Source organism: Microbacterium sp. CFBP9034, assembly GCF_034045255.1.
GTDB lineage: Bacteria > Actinomycetota > Actinomycetes > Actinomycetales > Microbacteriaceae > Microbacterium.
In genome coordinates, this window is record NZ_JAXCWC010000002.1 from 92,456 (window position 1) to 111,679 (window position 19,224).

A 19,224-nucleotide genomic window follows, 5' to 3' on the forward strand; every position below is an offset into this window, starting at 1 on the left:
AGTCCCGCGTCGACCCGACGATCAGACGGTGAGCAGCACCTTGGTGGCGCGTCGCTCGTCCATGGCCCGGTAGCCCTCCGCGGCATCCTCGAGGGGGAGCGTGAGGTCGAACACCACGCCCGGGTCGATCTTGCGGTCCCAGATCAGCTGGATCAGTTCGGGGAGGAACCGGCGGACCGGCGCAGGTCCACCGTGGAGGTGCACGCCGGAGAAGAAGAGCTCGAAGCCGTCCAGCGAGACGTCGTGGGAGACGCCGACGTAGCCGACGTGCCCACCGGCGCGGGTGGCGCGGATCGCCTGCATCATCGACTCCTGCGTGCCGACGGCCTCGATGGTGCTGTGCGCTCCGAGACCGCCGGTCAGCTCCTTGATCCTCGCCACGCCCTCGTCGCCGCGCTCTTCCACGATGTCCGTGGCGCCGAATCCGCGCGCCAGAGCCTGCCGGTCGGCGTGGCGGGACATGGCGATGATGCGATCGGCGCCCAGCTGCTTCGCCGCGAGGATTCCGAGCAGGCCGACGGCGCCGTCGCCCACCACCGCGACGGTCTTGCCGGGACCCGCTTCGGCGGCGACAGCGGCGAACCAGCCGGTCCCGAGCACGTCGGAGGCGGCGAGCAGCGACGGGATCAGGTCCTGGTCGGGCTGTCCCGGGGTCGCGACGAGCGTGCCGTCCGCGAGGGGGATTCGGGCGTACTCACTCTGCGCGCCGCCGGGTGCTCCGGGCTGCCGGTGCACGCAGTGCGTCTGGTAGCCCGCCTGGCAGATCTCGCAGGTGTTGTCCGAGGCGAAGAAGGATCCGACGACGAAATCGCCCACCGTGATGGTCTCGACGTCTGCGCCGATCTCGGTGACCACGCCGACGTACTCGTGTCCCATCGGAGTGTGGTCCACTGGCTCGGCGCCCCGGTACGGCCACAAGTCGGAGCCGCAGATGCAGGAGGCCGAGAGCTTGATGATCGCGTCCGTGGGTTCGATGATCGTGGGGTTGTCCCGGTCTTCGACGCGGACGTCGCCGGGGGCGTACATGATGACTCCACGCATAGTGGTGTCCTTCCTTTGACGGGTTTCGGGTTAGGGGGTGAGGGTCCGGACGGCGGTTGCAGCCTCGGCGGTCGAGGCATCCGTCCGATCGCGATGAGGGATGAGCAGCAGGCAGCTCGCCGCTGCCAAGACCACGGCGACGGTGGTGGTCACGCCGAGGGGGAGGATGCTGAGCGCACCGGCGACGCCGACGAACGGCGCGGCGATCCCGCCGAAGCCGAACCTCACCATCCCCAGGAGAGAGGACGCGGTCCCCGCCATCTGCGGGTAGTCGCTCATCGCGAGAGTGGTCGCTGGAGGCGCGGACACCGCCACGCCGCTGGACAGCGCGAAGAGCGAGACGACGGCGACCCACAGCGGCATGGGGGTGACGCCTGCGATGAGGAGGCCGACCGCGCCCAGGCCGGTGACGGCGACTCCGGCAGCGAGCGTGCCTGTGATGCTCCACCGCTCGGCGCTGCGACCGGCGAGGTAGCCGAAGACCATGTGGCCGGCCGAGTTCAGCCCGAATGCGGCGGCATACCACTGCGGCGATAGGCCGTAGATGTCCTGCAGCACGAACGTGGACCCGGCGAGATACGCGAAGAGAGCCGCGTAGAGGAACCCCTGGTTGAGCACCGTGCCGACGAAGGTCCGATCAGCGAGAAGCGTGCGATAGTCACGCAAGGTCTGCGCGAGTCCCCCTCGGGTACGCCGGTCGGCGGGGAGTGTCTCGTCGAACACGAGGAGCGTGACGACGAGGATCGCGATGCCGATGACGGCGAGGAACACGAACAGCCCGCGCCAGTCGGTGAAGGTGTTGAGCAGCCCGCCCAGGAGCGGACCGACGATCGCGGCGAATCCTCCGACGACGGTCAGGCGCCCGTAGAAGCGGATGAGCGTCTTGCCTGAGAAGACATCGCGTCCTGCCGCAGTCGCGATGACGATGCCGACGCCCCCGGCGAGCCCCTGCACGAGCCGGGCCAGGATCAGCAGCTCGACGGAAGGACTGAGGGCGCACAGTGCGGAGGTGATGATGTAGGCGGCGATGCCGACGAGCAGGATGCCTCGCCGCCCCCACCTGTCGGACGCGGGGCCGGCGATCAGCTGCCCGCCCGCGAGCCCGATGAGGCACGCGGTGACCGTCAGCTGCGCGACCGAAGTGGCCGCACCCAATTCGACGGCAAGTGCCGGCAGGGCAGGCAGGTACAGGTCCATCGAGATCGGACCGAACACCGTCAGCAGCAGAAGCAGCGCCGGGAGCAGCGGGCGGGCGCGGCTTCCGAGCGGCGGTGTTGTCTCAGGCATGACTCCAGCTTTTGCGATCATCCGGCGGCGGGGGAGTCACTGACGAGGGGCGTACTGGCATGGCACCCTTCGCCGGCGATCGCCGGCGCATGGGTGCACTGAGAGGGACTCCCTCGTGTTCCCGGGTCGGCTTAGCCTGAGGGCATGGACAACAGGGCAGAGGTGCGCGAGTTCCTGATGACCCGCCGCGCGAGGCTCACACCGGATGCCGCAGGCATCACGGCCGGACCCAACCGACGTGTCGCCGGCCTCCGCCGCAGCGAAGTCGCCACGCTCGCCGGGGTGAGCGTGGAGTACTACGCCAAGCTCGAGCGCGGCGCGATCGCCGGAGCGTCGGCATCCGTGCTCGACTCCGTCTCGCGGGCGCTCCAGCTGAACGACGCGGAACACGCCCACCTGCTCGACCTCGCCCGCGCCGCCGACGGCGTGCCGTCATCGGGTCGAGCCCGCCGCCGCGCTGTCAAGCCCGAAGCGCCTCGTCCGAGCCTCTTGTGGGCCCTGTCGGCGATGACGGATGCCGTGGCCGTCGTCCGGGATCAGCGACAGAACATCGTCGCCGCCAACGACCTCGGCCGGGCGTTCTACTCTCCGCTGATCGGCGACGGGGGTCGGACCCCGAACTTCGCCCGGTTCCAGTTCCTCGATCCCGCCGCCCACGACTTCTACCCGGACTGGGAGCTGTTCGCCGAGATGTGCGTCGCGGTGATCCGTGCCGAAGCCGGACGCGACCCGCACGACAAGGGCATCCAGGACCTCGTCGGTGAACTGTCCACCCGCAGCGACCTCTTCCGCACGCTGTGGGCTGCGCACAACGTTCGCACCCACGGCACCGGCACGAAGCGATTCCACCACCCGGTCGTCGGCGACCTCACGCTCGTCTATGAGGAGCTGGCGATCACCGCAGAGCCCGGCCAGGTGCTGCTCGTCTACACGGCCGAGCCCGGCTCGCCGTCGGCCGAGCGCCTGCGGCTGCTGGCCTCATGGGCGGCGAACCCCACGAACCGCGCGGATTCGGCGTCCAGCGCGGCTCCCTGATCGTACGTCGGGGTCTGGCTGGCCGCGGGGGCGGCGTCATAGGATCACAGCACCGTGAGGAATCAGAGTCCGCAGCGACCGGTCGGTGGCTTCGGACGTGAATCGAAGGAGATTTTCGATGGGCACGCAGAACCTCGTGCTGGTGGTCGGCTCGTATGACGACGCCGCCGCAGCCTCCAGCGACTACCAGACTCTCCGAAGCGGTCAGGATGCCGGCGGCTACGAGATCGTCGGCGCCGTGGTGCTCGTGCGGGACAAGGACGGAAAGGTCCAGGTCAAGGAGCACGGAGACAAGTCGGTCGGTCACGGGGCGGCCTGGGGCGCCGGCGCGGGCGTCGTCGTCGGACTGTTCGCGCCGCCACTGCTCGCGGCCACTGCGGTCGGCGCCGGTATCGGCGCGATCCTCGGGGCGATCAAGAAGGGCCGCGAGGAGAAGAAGCTCGGCGACGACATCGACGAGTACCTCGCGCCCGGGACGTCGGCGGTTGTCGCCGTGGTGGACGATCGGTGGGCCGACAACGTCGAGAAGGCGCTGGCGCGATCCGAGAAGCGCCTCACCAAGGCCATCGACTCGGAGAACTACGAGAAGCTGCGCAAGGCCATCGAGGAGTCGGACGACGACATCGTCGCGCAGATCAACTCGTAGCTCTGTCCTCACCGCCGGCTCGGTAGCGATCCGGTTCGGGTCCGCGCTCGAAGCGCCGACCGCTGATGGTGTGTGCCGCGATGCGGACCCATCGGTACTTCAAGGTCGGGGTCCAGGGGGCGAGTCCGAGGGCGTCCGCGGCATCGATCTCCTCCTGCACCTGGAGAAGCTTCGCCGTTCCCTTGAGCACCACACTTGCGGCGTCGGTGTCGTCGTACTGGTCCACCTCGAACGCGACGCGAGGATTGGCGGAGAGCTCCGTGAGCTTCGACCCCGGAGCCGTGCGGAAGAGCACGGAGGGGCCGTCGACGACGTAGTTGACGGGAAAGATGTCCGGCTCGCCCTCCACGCTGGTGGCGAGGCGGCCGAGTTCGCACCGGGCGAGCAGATTCCAGCATTCATCGACGCTCATCGCAGAGATGGCTGAGTCCCGATCCGATTCCATGAGGACCTGCTTTCCGTCCTGCGCAGACGCCGGCCAGCCTCTGCTGAGGTCAGTCAATCGCGGATGCGGCAGATCCGCCAGCGGTGGAGCGGCCTGGGTGCCCGACATGGGAGACACGTGACTGGCACGGGTATAGCATCACGCTCACACGGCGGTCATTCCCCCGCGATCCACCGGGAGTCGACGGCCTCGGAGAGATCTTCAAGGGAGACGATCTGATGGCAACCGATACTGCAGCCGACATCGTCAAGAGTGTCGGCGGCGCCTCCAACATCGAAAGCCTCACGCATTGCGCGACGCGGTTGAGGTTCCAGCTCGTGGACTCGTCCGGTGTCGACCAGCACGTCGTCGAGGCCATCCCCGGGGTCATGGGGGCGGTACCGCAGGCGGGCAATCGGTACCAGGTCGTCATGGGGGGTGCCGTGCAGACCGCCTACAACGACATCATGGCGCTGCCCGAGATGGCCGGCGCGGGGGCCGGCGGTGCGGCGGGCGGAGGCGACGAGGACATCGACTCGATCAAAGCCCGGGAACGTGAGAAGGGCGTTCGCGGCAAGGTGGCGTGGGTCGACTCGTTCTTCGAGTTCTTGTCGGACTCGTTCCGGCCGGTCCTCGGGGCTCTGCTCGGGGCATCCTTCTTCATCACGTTCATGGCCCTCATGGCGACGCTGAATGTGATCCCCGACTGGAATGCACCCGGCGTCACGCTGGATCCGTCCTGGGCGTTCGTGAACCTGATGTGGCAGTGCATCTTCGTCTTCCTGCCCCTCATGGTCGCGTACAACGCGTCGAAGAAGATCGGCGCCGACCCGTGGGTGGGCTTCGGGATCATGGCCGTGCTGATGCTTCCCGGCTTCCTGGCACTCGGCGACGGGGTCGAGCCCACCGAGATCTTCGGCGTGGATGTCACGATCGTGCCGATCTTCGGAGTGCCGCTCACCATCTTCGACTACAGCTCGCAGGTCTTCCCGCCGCTGCTCATGGCGGCCGTCCTCGGCCCGCTCTACAAACTCCTCCGGAAGATCATCACGCCGAACCTGCAGCTCATCTTCGTGCCGTTCCTCGCGATGCTCGTGATGATCCCGCTGACGGCGTTCCTCATCGGACCCATCGGCGTCTACGCCGGGGCCGCGCTCGCCAACGTCCTCGCCGCGATCAACAGCTGGTCGCCGTTCATCTTCGCGATCGTCATCCCGCTCGCCTATCCGTTCATGGTGCCGCTGGGGCTGCACTGGCCCATCAATGCCGTGATGCTGCTGAACATCCAGACCCTGGGCTACGACTACATCCAGGGCCCGATGGGGGCGTGGAACTTCGCCTGCTTCGGCGCGACCGCCGGGGTGCTGGTCCTCTCTCTTCGCCACCGCGACAACCAGATGCGACAGACCGCCACGGGCGCTCTTGCAGCCGGCCTACTGGGCGGGATCTCCGAACCATCGCTGTACGGAATCCATCTGCGGTTCAAGCGGATCTACCCGCGCATGCTCGTCGGATGCTTCGTGGGTGGGCTGATCATCGGCACCGGCAGTCTCGTGCTGGGCCTGCCAGACGGCATCACGACCCAGGCGTTCGTCTTCACGTCGCTGCTGACGATCCCGGCATTCGAGCCGATGGGCCTGTACGCGATCGCGATCGCCGCCGCGTTCTTCACCTCGATGTTCCTCGTGCTCGGCGCGAACTTCCGCACCCCCGAGCAGCAGGCAGAGTTCGAGGCGGTACGCGATGCCGCCGAGGCGGCTGCGGCCGCCGAACACCTCTCGCCCGCCGCCGTCGAGGCCGCCGAGCCGCGCGCGATCGACGCCTCGGAGCCCAATCCCGCTGCGGCGGCGGTTGCGGCGGCGACCGCACTGCGGGAGCGTGTCACGATCGAGATCGCGTCACCGCTCGCCGGCACGGTCGTCCCCCTGTCCGAGGTCCCGGACCCGGTGTTCGGAGGTGGCGTCATGGGTCAGGGCGTGGCGATCATTCCGACCGGCGACACCGTGTACGCCCCCGGCGCCGGCACCGTGGCCGCCGCCCAGCCCACCGGCCATGCGTTCGGACTGGTGCTGGACGGCGGCGTCGAGCTGCTCATCCACATCGGCATCGACACCGTGAACCTCAACGGCGAAGGCTTCGATGTGAAGGTCAAGGCCGGTGATCGGGTCGAACTCGGGACACCGCTGGTCACCTTCGATCGAAAGGTGATCGAGGATGCCGGATACCCGCTGATCACTCCCGTCGTCGTGCTCAACGCCGACGACCTGGGCCAGATCATCCCCGTCCTCGAGGGGGAAGTGACCGCCGGAACACCCGTGATCACGGTGGCGCCCAAGAAGCTGACGACGGACACGACTCCCTGAGAACGCTCGCTCCTCACCCGGTGGCACATCGCCACCGGGTGAGGAAAGGGCAGAACGCTCGACCCGCCGCTGCGATCGGCCGCCGGGACGCTCAGCCGGCGAGGAACAGCGTCGCGAACAGGCGGATCGAGAGAGCGAGGACGGCGGCGAGGCCCACGATCCCCAGCAGGTTCTGCCACCAGCGGTTCTTCATGTCGCCCATCAGCGAGGACCGGTTGGCCATGATGATGATGAGCGCCGCGAGCACCGGGGCGATGAAGATGGTCAGCGCCTGAGCGACGACGATCAGCTCGATCGGTGACGCCTGGAAGATCAGCGTGATCACGATGCCGAAGGCGAGGATGGTCGCGCTGACGATCTTGGCGGTGAGCGAGCTGGATGAGGCGCCGCGGCCGAGTCCGTCCGAGAGCATGGTGCCTCCGGCGGTCGCGTTGGCGATCATCGAAGAGAAGGCGGCACCGAAGAATCCGAGGGCGAAGACGGTGGATCCGATGGGTCCGGCGAGGGGCTCGAAGATTCCCGCCAGTGCCACGATGGTGGGTGCGGCTTCGCCGGTCTTGCCGAGGACCGCCGCGGCGACCACGATCACGAGTGCGGTCATGATGCCGGGGGCGACGATGCCGGGGATGGTGTCGACGATCGTGACGTCGCGGTAGTCGGCTTCGGTGCGGCCGCGCTCCTTGGTCCCGTACGACGTGTAGAACGCTGCGTTGATGGAGAAGTTGGTTCCCACCAGCGCCACGATCAGCAGCCAGGAGCCGTCGGGAACGGTCGGGACGAGGCCGGATGCCGCGGCCGCCCATGACGGGTTGGCGAGGAATGCCGACACGATGAAGGCGATCGCCATCAGCCCCACGATCGCGACGAGCACCTTCTCGACGACCCGGTAGACGTTGCGCAGGAGGAGCAGCGCCGCCACGGCGACCGTGCAGACGATCGTCCACATGACGGGGTTCCCGCCGAACAGCATCGACAGGCCGAGGCCCGAGCCCACGGCGTTGCCGACGGAGAAGCACAGGGTGATGAGGAAGATGCCGATGCCGGCGAGGACGCCGACCCATTTCCCCAGGTGGTCCTTGATCGAGGCGATGAGGGAGACGGGGGACTTGATGCCGAGCCTGACGCTCATGTCGGTGAGGAAGATCATGAGGATCGTCGAGACGACGATCACCCAGATCAGGGCGTACTGGTACCCGCTTCCCGCCTGGACGGCGGTGGTCAGATTGCCGGGACCGAACTGCCAGGCGCCCGCGACGAAGGCGGGCCCGATGAGGGCCAGCTGCTGCCAGAAGTTCCGGCGGGTCCTTCGTGTGTCGACGATGCTCTTCATCGTCTCAGTCGAGACGCGGCCGTAGCCAGTGCCGGGGGTGGTGGACGTATGACGGGTGGTGGTGCGCTCGCTCATGGTGGGTCTCCTTCATTGGAGGGCGGCGGGGCCGCGAGTCGTCGTTGACTGGTCGCCATCACGTGGCGGATCGTTCAGGGTGGGGCGGCGACCGGCGGGTCGCCGCCCCATTGCCGGTCAGGCGGGGACGGTGACCGAGCCGAGGCCGGCGGACGCGAACGCCGCCGCGATCTCGGCGGGTGCGCCGTCGGGCAGCGGCAGCAGCGGGGTGCGCACCGTGGCGTGGTCCAGGATGCCGCGGTTGACCAGGCCCCACTTGAGCGCGACGGTGCCCTCCATGTGCGACCCGCGGTGGTAGACGGTCTTGGTCACGGGCAGCAGGCGCTCGTGGATCGCGTGAGCCGCTTCGTAGTCCTTCGCCTTGCCGGCGGCGATGAGCTCGATGAGCGGCTCGGGCGCGATGTTGCCGTAGCCGACGAGCAGTCCATCGACGTCGAACATCGTCGGGAGCAGGTACTCGTCGTGGCACGAAAGGATCTGCAGGTCGGGGTACGCCGCACGAAGTGCGGGGATCTCGGTGTACCAGCGGCGCATGTTGCGGACGCCGTTCTTCGTGGCGAACACGCCCTCCTGCCCGGCGATCTCGAGCTGCGTGTCGAGGTCGTAGGTGGCCTTGGTGTTGTCGGGGTACTGGAACAGGATGAGCGGGAGCCCGGACTCGTCGTAGATCTCCTGGTAACGGGTCTGGGGCGCGCCCTTCTGGTAGCCGAAGCGAAGCCAGCCGTGTGAAGGGTAGACGAGACCGGCGGCGGCACCGGCGTCGACGGCGGCCTTGGCCTCGAGCGCGGCGGTCTTGTTCCCCTCCTTGGTGATTCCGGCGATGACTGGCACGCGGCCGTCGGTCGACGCGACGAACGCACGGATGACATCGAGCTGCTCTTCATCGGTGAGGAAGGTGCCCTCACCGGCGTGGCCGAGGACGACGAGGCTCTTCACGCCGTCGATCGAGCCGAGCCAGGAGCCGAGGCGCTCGATGGCTGCGTAGTCGACGTCGCCGTCTTCGGTGAACGGGGTGACCGGAGCGGGGTTCAGTCCGCGGATGTCGAGGGTCATGATCTGCCTTTCTGGTTTCTCTTCATCGAGGCCCGATGCCATGGGAACGTTATCGGGAACGTTTGCAGGAACGATTGCAAGTATGCGAGTAGGATGCGTGTCATGTCAACTCCTTCCGCGGAAATCGCTCGCGCCGGCTTCCGCGATCCGCGGCGGGACGGCGCAATAGACTCGGCTCAGCGTCGATCGGAGGTTGCAGTGACGGAGAGGCGCTCGGTAACTCTTCGCGACGTTGCGGAAGCCGCCGGAGTGAGCATCTCGACCGTCAGCCGGATCCTCGACGACCGCGTACCGAACTCCCGCTCGGCCACAGCTGATCGCGTGAGGCAGACCGCCGACTCGCTGGGATACCGCCGCAACGCTGCCGCCTCCGGCCTTCGCCGCGGTGCGACGGGCACGATCGGCGTTCTCGTGCCGCGACTGACCGACACGGTGATGGCGCTGATGTTCGAGGCGATCGAACGCGTCGCCCGTTCACGCGGGTACTTCGCCGTCGTCGCCACCGCCGGCGATGAACCGGACGACGAGCGCCGCGCGACCGAGACCCTGCTCGACCGCGGAGTCGATGCCGTCATGCTGGCCACCGCTCGCCTGGATGACACGCTCCCCGCGTCGCTGCGGGAACGGGGCATCCCTCACGTCCTGGTCCTCCGCACGGACGGCGTGAGCCCCTCATCTCTCGGTGACGACGAGATGGGCGGGTATCTCGCCGTGCGGCATCTCGTCGATCTCGGTCACCGCGAGATCGCGGTCGTCACCGGGCCCGACTTCACGTCCAGCGCGCGGTCGCGCCTCGCAGGCGCCCGTCGTGCCGCGGACGAAGCAGGGCTCCAGCTCGACCCGCGGCGGATCGTCTCCGGCGGCTACGGAGTCGACGACGGCGTGGTCGCCGGTGAGGTCCTCTTCCGCGAGGCCAGCCCACCGACCGCGATCTTCGCCGCGAACGACAACATCGCGCTGGGGGTGGTCAGCGCGGCCGGCAACGCGGGCCTGACGATCGGCGCGGACGTCTCCATCGTCGGGTACAACGACATCCCTCTCGCCAGTCGGCTCTCCGTCCCGCTGACGTCGGTCCGGGTCCCGTTCGACCAGATCGCCGCGACGGCCTTCGACCTGCTCCACGACCCGACGAACGCGAATGCGGCTGTGCGGCTGGCGTTCCCGAGCCTGGTTCCCCGCGCCTCGACCACGCGCCTGCGCTGACTACCCGAGTGACGGGCGCTGCGGCTCGAATCGGAGCACGGCGGTGTCTCTCCGTTCGAAGCCGACCGCCTCGTACAGGCGAAGGGCGGACTCCCGCGTCGGTCGGGAGGTGAGATCGAGCGTTCGCAGCCCTCGCTCGGACGCCAAGCTCGTCATCCGCTCCAGGAGATCCCGCGCGATACCGCGCCCGCGCATCGACTCGTCGACCACCACGTCCTCGACGTGCCCGCGGATGCCCGACGGCAGGGGAATGACGACGAGGGTGGCCATGCCGACGATCCTGCGGCCTTCTCGCGCGACGAGGAGTTCCGTCGCGTCGTTCTCGAGCAGAGCCTCGATCCGCGCCTCGTCGTACGTGGCGGTGGTCGAGAGCTGGGCGAGAAGGCGCTCGAGGGCCGCGGAGTCCTCCTTGGTCAGGTGTCGGAGAATCTCGACGGCGATAGGTGACTCGTGCACGAGGCGAAACCCTACCCCGTCGTCTCGGCGGAAGGTCGCGAACCAGCGACCCGAGGACGTCTCGTCAGTCCAGGGTCATCACGGAGTGCTCGTTGGTCTCGGTGTCGCACGTCGTGATCTGCCACACCGAAGTTCCGTCCTCCGTGACGCGGGCCATCTCGATGATGAGCGGGCTCGGCCACTGCTCGCCGGAGAGCTGCGCGGCGCCGTAGACGCCGGACCCGTCCGTCTGCTGCTCCGCGGCGGTGAGCTCCGCCTCTCGGGTGGCGAGAGTCTCCAGCGTCCGGACGTCGACGATCGACTCTCTGCCGAAGCTCGGGTTGTCCACAGGCTCGCCGAACGTGTCTCGCTGGGTGTCGCGGCTCCGAAGTCGCCACACCCACTGGGAGTCGACGTACTCGAGTCGCAGCCCCACGATGCTCCCACCGACGGCGGACGACTCGCCCGGCAGCGACTCCAGGAAGTCGGTGGGCCACGAGAACTCGGCCGGCATGCAGGTGCCCGGGTAGTCGTCCCCGACCGCGTCGGGCGGATCGGGCACGGTCGCGCACCCTGCCATCGAAAGGGTGGCAGCGAGGATGCCCACACCCAGGCCCAGACGCGCTCGCGCACTCATCGATTGCTCCCTGTCCTCGCCGGCAGAGGGAGCCTATCCCGCACCTCCCACGTCCTCTGCCGATTGCGCGTTGCTGGCACGCGAGTGCCGCCTCCTGGCAGTTCCACAGTGTTCGCGCGAGAGGATACGGTGTGACGACTTCGACCAACCACGCGAGCGTTCGCACCCCTCGCCGCGGCATCCTGATTCTGGCTTTCCTGGTCTATCTGGTGCTCCTCGCGTGGGTCGTGCTGTGGAAGCTCGAGGTCCCCTGGGTCGGTGCGGCCGCCGGACTGGCCCGGCCTTTCAAGCTGGTGCCGTTCGTCGCGAGCGGCGACGCCGGAGCGAGCGCGCCCACCGAGGTCCTCATCAACCTCGTGCTCTTCGTGCCGTTCGGCCTCTTCCTCGGGGCGCTGGCCCCGACGTGGACCTGGTGGAAGGCCGCCGGAGTCCTGCTCGGCACGAGCCTCGCCCTCGAGCTCGCGCAGCACCTGATATCGACGGGCAGCTTCGACACCACCGACCTCATCGTCAACACTTCGGGCGGACTCATCGGGTACGGCGTCTTCGCCGCGCTGCGCCGCCGGTTCGGTCCTCGCACGCCGGTCGTCGCGGCGCGAGCCTGCCTGACCATCACTGCGCTCGCGCTCGTGGCGGTCGTCGCGTTCGTCGCGTCACCGCTGCACTACGGGCCGCAGCGCGACGTCGTCGTGCAGCGCCACTGATCAGCGCGGCGTCACGACCTCTCGCGCTCGCGCAGCAGCAGCAGTATGATGCACGCAAAATCGGACTGGGAGGGACGATGATGTTCTCGAGAGTAATGACGAATGCCGCTGCCGGTGTGGCGCTGGCGGCTGCCCTGGCATTGGGGTCCGGGGCCGCCGCGTATGCACACGAGTGCTACAACCCGAGCCGCTCGGACCAGGGTGACGCCAAAGCGGGTTCCCACTCGCAGGCATGGTTCACCCTCGTGGTCGCCGACGCGATCCAGGGCGACGCCGCCTCCGGCTTCATCACCCAGGCGGAGGCCGACTGCATCAAGGCGGCGTACGTCGCGACCGGTGCGCCCGCGTCGTTCACGCTGATGGTGAAGGGTGCCGTGGGCCAGGACGGTGTCATCGCGGCGCACAACCCGAACCTCGCGCACGCCACCGACGGCAAGGGCATCGATCACGCGTTCGCCGCCTACGGGGAGCAGATCTTCGGCAGCTACGCAGCCTGCGGCGTCGAGTTCTGACTCTGCTGTGATGGGGGAGCCGACGAGCGGACCGGAGTGGATCTCGGCGGCTGAGTTCCATCGCTCGGCGGGCGTCTCGGAGTGGCGTGTGACGGCGACCGGACCGCAGGCCGTCTTCACCGCCACATCCCTCGCCCACGCGGCGAGCCTGGTGGCGCCCGTCGTCGCCGCCGCCGAGCGGTTCGACGTGCATCCCGACGTCGACGTGCGCCCCGAGGCGATTGTCGTGCGCGTCCCGTACCGCGGCCCGGAGGGCATCCCCGCCGCCGGCGGAGAGTTCGCCGCCGCGGTGTCGCGCGCGGCCGCCGAGCTGCTGCTGACGCCCGATCCTTCGCTCGCGCAGTCGATCGGGATCTATGTTGCGCAGCACTCCGCGGCCGACGTGCGACCGTTCTTCACGGCCGCGCTGGGCTATGAGGAGTTCGGCGACACGGATGCCGTCGACCCGCTGCGCTGCGGGCCGCAGCTCGCGTTCAACCCGATCACCGGCGACTCGCCGGCGCGGGGCCGGACGCACTTCGACGTCTTCGTGCCGGCCGACCAGGCGCGGGCGCGGGTGGATGCGGCGCTCGCCGCAGGAGGAAGGCTCGTCGACGAGTCGCACGCCCCCGCCTGGTGGTCGCTCGCTTCTCCGGACAACCACGGCGTGGACATCGCCTCCTGGACCGACACCTACGACTGAACGCGCGCGCCAGGTGCTCACTCGTCAGGCCTGACGAGTGTGAATCTGACGTGCTCAGGGCCGGGATGCGGGAGCCCTAGCCTGCCTCGTCTGTTCGCCCACATCGAACATCGGTTGCCGACCACCTATTCGCCTGTAGATTCATGTTGCCGACCACATGAATGAAGGAGCAGGCGATGAAAGCACAAGTCCTCAACCGTTTCGGAGACCCGGACGTCTTCGAGCTCACCGATGTCGATTCCCCCGCCGCGGGACCGGGGGAGGTGCTCGTGCGCGTCGCGGTCGCTGCGGTCAACCCGCTCGACGCCAAGATCCGCAGCGGCGCCATGTCGTCCGTATTCCCGACTCCGACTCCGGCGATCCTCGGCAGCGAGATCGCCGGCGTCGTCGAGGCGACCGGCGCAGACGTGACCGAGCCGGCCGTGGGAGAGAGGGTCGTCGGGTTCGCCGCATCCGGAGGGTACGCGGAACTCGTCGTCACGACACCGGATCGCCTCGCGGTGGTCCCGAGCGACCTGTCGCTCACCCGGGCCGCCACGATCCCGACCGCGGCCGAGACCGCCCAGCGCGCGCTCGCACTCATCGGCGTCCAGCCCGGCGAGACGGTCGTCGTCAACGCGGCGGCCGGCTCGGTGGGCAGCGCCGCCGTACAGCTGCTGGTCTCCGCGGGCGCGCGGGTGATCGGCACGGCCTCGGCGGACAACCACGACTATGTGCGTGCGCTGGGCGCCACACCGGTGCGCTACGGCGACCACCTTCTGGATGATCTCGCGAGCGTCGCCCCGCACGGCGTGCACGCCGCGCTCGACGCCGGCGGACGCGGCTTCGTCGACCAGATCCTGGGGCTCGTCGAGCCGGGGCGCATCGTGACGATCGTCGATTTCGCCGCGGGGGCGAAGGGCGTCAACGTGGCGGCCGGCAACCCGTTCGCCATCGATGCGCACACCATCGCACCGGTGCTCGACCTCGCTGCGGCGGGCGACTTCGCCACCGAGATCGCCGGCGTGGTGCCGCTGGCCGACATCGCCGAGGCGCACCGGCTCAGTGAGCGCGGACACCTGCGCGGCAAGCTGCTCGTGCGCGTCGCCGACATCCCGGGAGCGAACGCATGACCGCGTTGTGGGAGCCCACGACCGTGGGCCGGATGAGCCTGCCGCACCGGCTCGCTCTCGCGCCGATGACGCGAAGCCGGGCCCTCCACGAAGGGACACCGGGACCGCTGACCGCCGAGTACTACGGGCAGCGTGCCTCCCTTGGGCTCCTGATCAGCGAGGGCGTGCAGCCCTCGGACGACGGCCAGGGCTACCTGAACACGCCCGGCATCTACCGTCCGGAGCATGTCGCCGGGTGGCGCGAGGTCGCGGACCGGGTCCACGCCGAAGGCGGGCATCTCGTGCTGCAGCTCATGCACGTGGGGCGGATGTCGCATCCCGACAACACCCCGCACCACCGCCAGCCGGTGGCGCCGTCGCCCATTGCGCCGGGTGTCGAGATGTTCACGCCGACCGGCCGCCAGCTGCCCCCGCGGCCGCGGGAGATGTCGGATGCCGACATCACCCGTGCCGTCGGCGAGTTCCGGCGGGCCGCGGCATCCGCCATCGAAGCGGGCGCCGACGGTGTCGAGATCCATGCCGCCAACGGCTACCTCGTGCACCAGTTCCTCTCGCCGAACGCCAACGTCCGCACCGACGGCTACGGCGGCTCCGTGGCAGCACGGTCGCGCTTCGGTCTCGAGGTGGCGGCCGCGGTCGCCGATGAGATCGGCGCAGACCGGGTCGGCATCCGGATCTCGCCCGGTCTGGTCATCGGCGGAATCGACGAGGGCCCGGATGCGGCGACCCAGTACCGGCACTTCGTCGGCGAGCTCGCAGGGCTGAACCTCGCGTATCTGCACGTCGTGCAGCTCTCGGACGAGAAACTGCTGCGGGACCTGCGTGCACTGTGGCCCGGGGCTCTCCTCGTGCTGCGTGCCGGCCGCTCGCTCGACGCGCTGGGCGACGACGTGGCGGCGGGCATCGCCGACGTCGTGCCGATCGCCCGGTGGGCGCTGGCGAACCCCGACGTGGTCGCGCGCATCCGCCACGGTGCGCCGCTCAACGACGCCGACCCCGCGACGTTCTACGGTGGAGGGGCAGCCGGGTACATCGACTATCCGGCGCTCGCGAGCATCTCGAACTGACGAGGAACCATGGCGGCCCAACCCACCACGCCCGAACCCTCGGCCCCTGCGCTGGGCGAGTTCGCGCCGGTGAGCTGGGCCGTCATGCAGCTCGCGCACGCGCAGCGCGCGATCGCGGCGCAGCGTCTCGCTCCGCTCGGGCTGTTCCCCGGTCAGGAGATCGTGCTCGCCCAGCTGTGGGGCGCCGACGGCAGCTCGCAGAAGGAGCTGTCCGCGGTTCTCGGCCTCGACCACTCCACGATCGCCAAGTCGGTGCAGCGCCTCGAGAAGGCCGGTCTCGTACGGAGGGAGCGCTCTGCGACCGACGGCCGGGTCACCCTCGTGAGCCTGACCGACGCCGGGCGGGCGCTCGAGCAGCCGGTGCGCGAGATCTGGAGCGACCTCGAAGCACGGTGGGCCGGGCTGGATGCCGCCGATGCGGAGCGGGTCGCCGCTATCGCGTCCTCGATGGTTCGTCGGCCATGACCGATCCGGATTCGACGCATCACCCGCGCACGAGTCAGGCGCACGAGCTCGTCGCGGTCATCCTGCTGTCGCTCGTCGCCGTGCTCACGGCGTGGTGCGGCTTCCAGGCGTCGAAGTGGGGCGGTGACTCTTCCGTCGCATTCAGCGAGGCATCCGCTGCGCGCATCGACGCCGCCGGCTTCGAGAGCCAGGCCCGCGACGCGCGCGGCCTCGACCTCGCGGTGTACGCGCAATGGGTCGTGGCCGAAGCCCACGGCGATGAGGAGCTGGCGGACTACATCGAGGCGCGGTTCTCGCCGGAGTTCGCCGCAGCCTTCTCGGCCTGGGAGGCGGATGGCCGGGTGGAGAACGGCCCGTTCGTCCGGGAGGAGTACGTTCCTCCCGGCACGGAGGAGACGGCTGCCGCGCTCGCGGTCTCCGACGCCGCCTTCCAGCAGGCCCTCGACTTCAATGAGAAGGGCGACAACTACTCGCTGATCACCGTGCTGTTCGCGCTCGTGCTCTTCCTGTCGGCGATCGCGCAGCGAGGGATCGCGGTGCTCGCTTCCCGGATCGTGCTGGGCCTCGCGGGCGTCCTCGCCGCCGGCGGGATGGTCCTGCTCCTCACCTTCCCCATCAGACTCTGAACGGAGACCGGATGCCCGAACCCACGAACGCGGCAGCCACGCGTCGACCGATGAACTCTCCGCGGGCAGCCGCGCTCGCGGGAGTCCTGTTCGCGGTGCTCTTCACCATCGCACTGGCGCTCCTGCGTACCTCACTCCCCGACGAGGCGTCCATCCCTGCGGATTGGCCCGATGACGCTGCCGCGACCCGGCTCACGATCGGGCTGTCGCTGGTTCCCTTCGCGGGGATCGCCTTCCTGTGGTTCATGGGTGTCGTGCGGGACCGCTTCAAAGAGGCGGAGGACCAGCTGTTCTCCTCCGTGTTCATCGGCAGCGGGCTTCTCTTCCTCGCCATGGTGTTCGTCTCCGCGGCGATCGCCGGGGGCATCGTGGCGAGCGTGCCGTTCGTCACGGACGAGGCGAGCCGCAGGGAGGTCGCGACCTTCGGGCGCGCGGTGATGCTGCAGGTCAGCAACATCTACGCCCTGCGGATGGCGGGAGTTCTGCTGATATCGCTCGCCACGATGTGGCTCCGCACCGGCGTCATGCCCCGATGGCTGTCGTTCGTCACGTACGGGGTGGCGATCGTGCTCCTGTTCGTCACGACCCTCAGCCTGTGGGTGACGATGATCTTCCCGGCATGGGTCTTCGCCGTGAGCATGCTGATCCTGATCCAGAACTACCGCCGGAGGACCGCGGACGCCGCCTGAGCACTCGGCGCGCTTTTACCCCTCTTCGCCCTGTTTCGCCAGGTGCTCGCCCGATTTTGCGCGCGGTGCTTACCGTGCACGGTGGCGCGGCCGCCACGGTCGTGCCTCGAAACCCCTCACACGATGAGGAAAAGGAGGAGAGATGTCCACTTCATGGGACGCCTGGAACTACCGTCAATCTGCCACTCGCAGCGCGGGGTCCGGCAGCATGGTCGGGTACCACGTGCATGCCACCGACGGTGACATCGGCAAGGTCGACGAGGCGAGCGACGAGGTCGGCACCAGCCGGATCGTCGTCGACACCGGCCCGTGGATCTTCGGTCGGAAGGTGGTTCTTCCGGCAGGCACCATCGACCGCGTCGATGACGCGGACCGGACGGTCTACGTCGACCTGACGAAGGAGCAGATCAAGGACTCTCCGGAGTGGGATGAGTCCACCACCTACGACGACGCCGGCTATCGCGAGCGGCTCGGCAACTACTACGGGGACTTCTACATCTGATTGCGAGGGTGCCCGGCTTCGGCCGGGCACCACCTACGCCACGGCCTGCTCCGCATCCGGCCGCCGACGGCGGCGCTCCAGCACCTGGCGGTAGACGCGCTCGTAGCCTGCGCCCATCACGGGCAGATCGAAGTGCTGTGCGACCCGCTCCCGGCACGCGTGCGGATCCAGCTCGTCGGCACCGGCGATCGCGGCGGGCAGGTCCTCGAACGCGTCGACGATGATCCCGGTGCGGCCGTGCTCGATCACCTCCGGCACCGACCCGCGCCGGGTCGCCACGACCGGGGTGCCGCACGCCATCGCCTCGACCATGACCATGCCGAAGGGCTCGTCCCACGAGATCGGAAACACGAGGCACGAGGCCGCCGCATAGAGCTCGCGCTTGAGCGCGGCATCCGCTTCTCCCACGTACTCCGCGTCGGGACCCAGGAGCGGCCGCACCGCGTCGTCGAAGTAGTCGCGCTCCGCCTGCTCGTTCAGCTTGCCCGCGAGGATGATGCGTCGACCGGCGCGACGAGCCGCCTCGATCGCGATGTGCGCCCCTTTATCGGCGCAGAACCGGCCCATCCACAAGACGTGCCGCTCCTTGTCCGCCTGGAACGGGAAGCTGTCCAGGTCCACCGCGTTGTGGACCGTGCCCACCCAGTTCAGCTGGGGCGCGTCGGTCCGCTGGGCGTGGGAGATCGATACGAGATCCACGGTCCGTTCCAGGCGAGCGAAGTAGTCGCCGTTGTCGCCGGCCGCCGGGCCGTGCATCGTCGCGAGAGTCGGGATGTCGCGGCCGCGCGCGAGGAGCGGCCCGGCGAGGGAGTGGTCGTGCACCAGGTCGAGGTCGAGGTCGTCGATCGCCTGCGCGGCCTGGGCCGCGTGGATGACCTCGGGCATCGGCGACGCGCCCAGGAGCTCGGACGGGGGGTCGGGATAGGTCGTGATGTGACGGGTCGCACGGGTGCCGGGCGCACCGGCGGCGACGAGGGTCACCTCGTGCCCACGGTCCACGAGCTGGTCGACCAGGCTTGCGACGACCGCTTCGGTGCCGCCGTATCCTTCGGGCGGAATGGCGAACCACGGCGGTGCGATCATGCCGATCCGGAGCGGGGACTCCTGGCGGCGCGAGGGCCGGTCCGCGGGAGAGATGGGGACGGTGGACACGGGCGCCTCCTTGAGGTTCGAGGTCGGCGAGGTGACCGGGCGGTCCCGACGGGTTCCGTGACCGCACTCTCGGGGTCGTACGAGAGCGGGCCTATCTTCTGCGACTTCGCCCTCCGGAGGACGACGGTTTACCTGAGCCACCCCCGACGCGTACACTTATCGCTTCGCAAAATCCGAGAGGATC

At 68.9% G+C, this 19,224-nt stretch carries 21 protein-coding genes; 13 read left to right on the top strand and 8 right to left on the bottom strand.

All coding sequences use genetic code 11. From position 1 onward, the window contains the following. Positions 1-21: 21 nt before the first annotated feature. Positions 22-1,041: a zinc-dependent alcohol dehydrogenase family protein gene (locus tag SOM19_RS11720; protein ID WP_320486784.1), complete on the bottom strand. Its 1,020-nt coding sequence runs from the start codon at positions 1,039-1,041 to the stop codon at positions 22-24. Between the two features lie 30 nt (positions 1,042-1,071). After that, entirely contained in the window at positions 1,072-2,328 is a 1,257-nt protein-coding gene (locus tag SOM19_RS11725) for a multidrug effflux MFS transporter (RefSeq protein ID WP_320486785.1), read from the bottom strand. Between the two features lie 144 nt (positions 2,329-2,472). On the opposite strand from SOM19_RS11725, the gene SOM19_RS11730 reads away from it, so the two are divergent. Further along, positions 2,473-3,363, top strand: coding sequence for a helix-turn-helix domain-containing protein (locus SOM19_RS11730; protein WP_320486786.1), 891 nt, complete (start codon positions 2,473-2,475; stop codon positions 3,361-3,363). Positions 3,364-3,481: 118 nt separating this feature from the next. Beyond that, entirely contained in the window at positions 3,482-4,009 is a 528-nt protein-coding gene (locus SOM19_RS11735; RefSeq protein WP_320486787.1) for a DUF1269 domain-containing protein, read from the top strand. Here SOM19_RS11735 and SOM19_RS11740 read toward each other — a convergent pair. Next, positions 3,999-4,421, bottom strand: coding sequence for a pyridoxamine 5'-phosphate oxidase family protein (locus SOM19_RS11740; protein ID WP_320486788.1), 423 nt, complete (start codon positions 4,419-4,421; stop codon positions 3,999-4,001). The genes SOM19_RS11735 and SOM19_RS11740 overlap by 11 nt on opposite strands. 251 nt (positions 4,422-4,672) lie before the next feature. On the opposite strand from SOM19_RS11740, the gene SOM19_RS11745 reads away from it, so the two are divergent. Then, positions 4,673-6,796 (top strand): glucose PTS transporter subunit IIA, encoded by a 2,124-nt coding sequence (locus SOM19_RS11745; protein WP_320486789.1) that lies wholly within the window; start codon positions 4,673-4,675, stop codon positions 6,794-6,796. 91 nt (positions 6,797-6,887) lie between these two features. Here SOM19_RS11745 and SOM19_RS11750 read toward each other — a convergent pair whose 3' ends face one another. Together SOM19_RS11750 and SOM19_RS11755 are read right to left on the bottom strand one after the other, a co-directional pair. Beyond that, positions 6,888-8,201: an Nramp family divalent metal transporter gene (locus tag SOM19_RS11750; RefSeq protein ID WP_320486790.1), complete on the bottom strand. Its 1,314-nt coding sequence runs from the start codon at positions 8,199-8,201 to the stop codon at positions 6,888-6,890. Between the two features lie 117 nt (positions 8,202-8,318). Next, complete coding sequence (locus SOM19_RS11755; RefSeq protein ID WP_320486791.1) at positions 8,319-9,254, bottom strand: dihydrodipicolinate synthase family protein; 936 nt, start codon at positions 9,252-9,254, stop codon at positions 8,319-8,321. A gap of 198 nt (positions 9,255-9,452) precedes the next feature. Between SOM19_RS11755 and SOM19_RS11760 the strand changes: the two genes are divergently transcribed. After that, positions 9,453-10,457: a LacI family DNA-binding transcriptional regulator gene (locus SOM19_RS11760; RefSeq protein WP_320486792.1), complete on the top strand. Its 1,005-nt coding sequence runs from the start codon at positions 9,453-9,455 to the stop codon at positions 10,455-10,457. Here the strand turns inward: SOM19_RS11760 and SOM19_RS11765 are convergent, their stop codons facing one another. Next, complete coding sequence (locus tag SOM19_RS11765) at positions 10,458-10,913, bottom strand: GNAT family N-acetyltransferase (protein WP_320486793.1); 456 nt, start codon at positions 10,911-10,913, stop codon at positions 10,458-10,460. 64 nt (positions 10,914-10,977) lie between these two features. Next, complete coding sequence (locus SOM19_RS11770; protein WP_320486794.1) at positions 10,978-11,529, bottom strand: hypothetical protein; 552 nt, start codon at positions 11,527-11,529, stop codon at positions 10,978-10,980. A 131-nt stretch (positions 11,530-11,660) separates the two neighbouring features. Here SOM19_RS11770 and SOM19_RS11775 point away from each other — a divergent pair, with 131 nt between their 5' ends. The 9 genes from SOM19_RS11775 (at position 11,661) to SOM19_RS11815 (ending at position 17,888) form a co-directional block, all read left to right on the top strand. Next, positions 11,661-12,233 carry a VanZ family protein gene (locus SOM19_RS11775; RefSeq protein WP_320486795.1) on the top strand — a complete coding sequence of 191 codons (573 nt, stop codon included), beginning with the start codon at positions 11,661-11,663 and terminating at the stop codon, positions 12,231-12,233. Between the two features lie 95 nt (positions 12,234-12,328). Then, entirely contained in the window at positions 12,329-12,745 is a 417-nt protein-coding gene (locus SOM19_RS11780) for a hypothetical protein (RefSeq protein ID WP_320486796.1), read from the top strand. A gap of 10 nt (positions 12,746-12,755) precedes the next feature. Further along, a complete protein-coding gene (locus SOM19_RS11785) occupies positions 12,756-13,427 on the top strand; it encodes a 4a-hydroxytetrahydrobiopterin dehydratase family protein (RefSeq protein ID WP_320486797.1) in 672 nt (223 codons plus the stop codon). 176 nt (positions 13,428-13,603) lie between these two features. Continuing rightward, positions 13,604-14,539, top strand: coding sequence for an NADP-dependent oxidoreductase (locus SOM19_RS11790; RefSeq protein ID WP_320486798.1), 936 nt, complete (start codon positions 13,604-13,606; stop codon positions 14,537-14,539). Then, positions 14,536-15,606 carry an alkene reductase gene (locus tag SOM19_RS11795; protein WP_320486799.1) on the top strand — a complete coding sequence of 357 codons (1,071 nt, stop codon included), beginning with the start codon at positions 14,536-14,538 and terminating at the stop codon, positions 15,604-15,606. The genes SOM19_RS11790 and SOM19_RS11795 overlap by 4 nt, the downstream gene beginning before the upstream one ends. Positions 15,607-15,615: 9 nt before the next feature. After that, positions 15,616-16,071: a MarR family winged helix-turn-helix transcriptional regulator gene (locus SOM19_RS11800; RefSeq protein WP_320486800.1), complete on the top strand. Its 456-nt coding sequence runs from the start codon at positions 15,616-15,618 to the stop codon at positions 16,069-16,071. Beyond that, positions 16,068-16,697 carry a hypothetical protein gene (locus tag SOM19_RS11805; protein ID WP_320486801.1) on the top strand — a complete coding sequence of 210 codons (630 nt, stop codon included), beginning with the start codon at positions 16,068-16,070 and terminating at the stop codon, positions 16,695-16,697. The genes SOM19_RS11800 and SOM19_RS11805 overlap by 4 nt, the downstream gene beginning before the upstream one ends. Before the next feature lie 11 nt (positions 16,698-16,708). Further along, positions 16,709-17,386: a hypothetical protein gene (locus SOM19_RS11810; RefSeq protein WP_320486802.1), complete on the top strand. Its 678-nt coding sequence runs from the start codon at positions 16,709-16,711 to the stop codon at positions 17,384-17,386. Positions 17,387-17,528: 142 nt separating this feature from the next. Next, the gene (locus SOM19_RS11815; RefSeq protein ID WP_320486803.1) at positions 17,529-17,888 is read left to right on the top strand and encodes a PRC-barrel domain containing protein; all 360 of its coding nucleotides are present in this window, start codon (positions 17,529-17,531) and stop codon (positions 17,886-17,888) included. Between the two features lie 33 nt (positions 17,889-17,921). On the opposite strand, the gene SOM19_RS11820 is transcribed toward SOM19_RS11815, so the two are convergent. Beyond that, positions 17,922-19,040 (bottom strand): glycosyltransferase family 4 protein, encoded by a 1,119-nt coding sequence (locus SOM19_RS11820; RefSeq protein WP_320486804.1) that lies wholly within the window; start codon positions 19,038-19,040, stop codon positions 17,922-17,924. Positions 19,041-19,224: the final 184 nt, after the last annotated feature.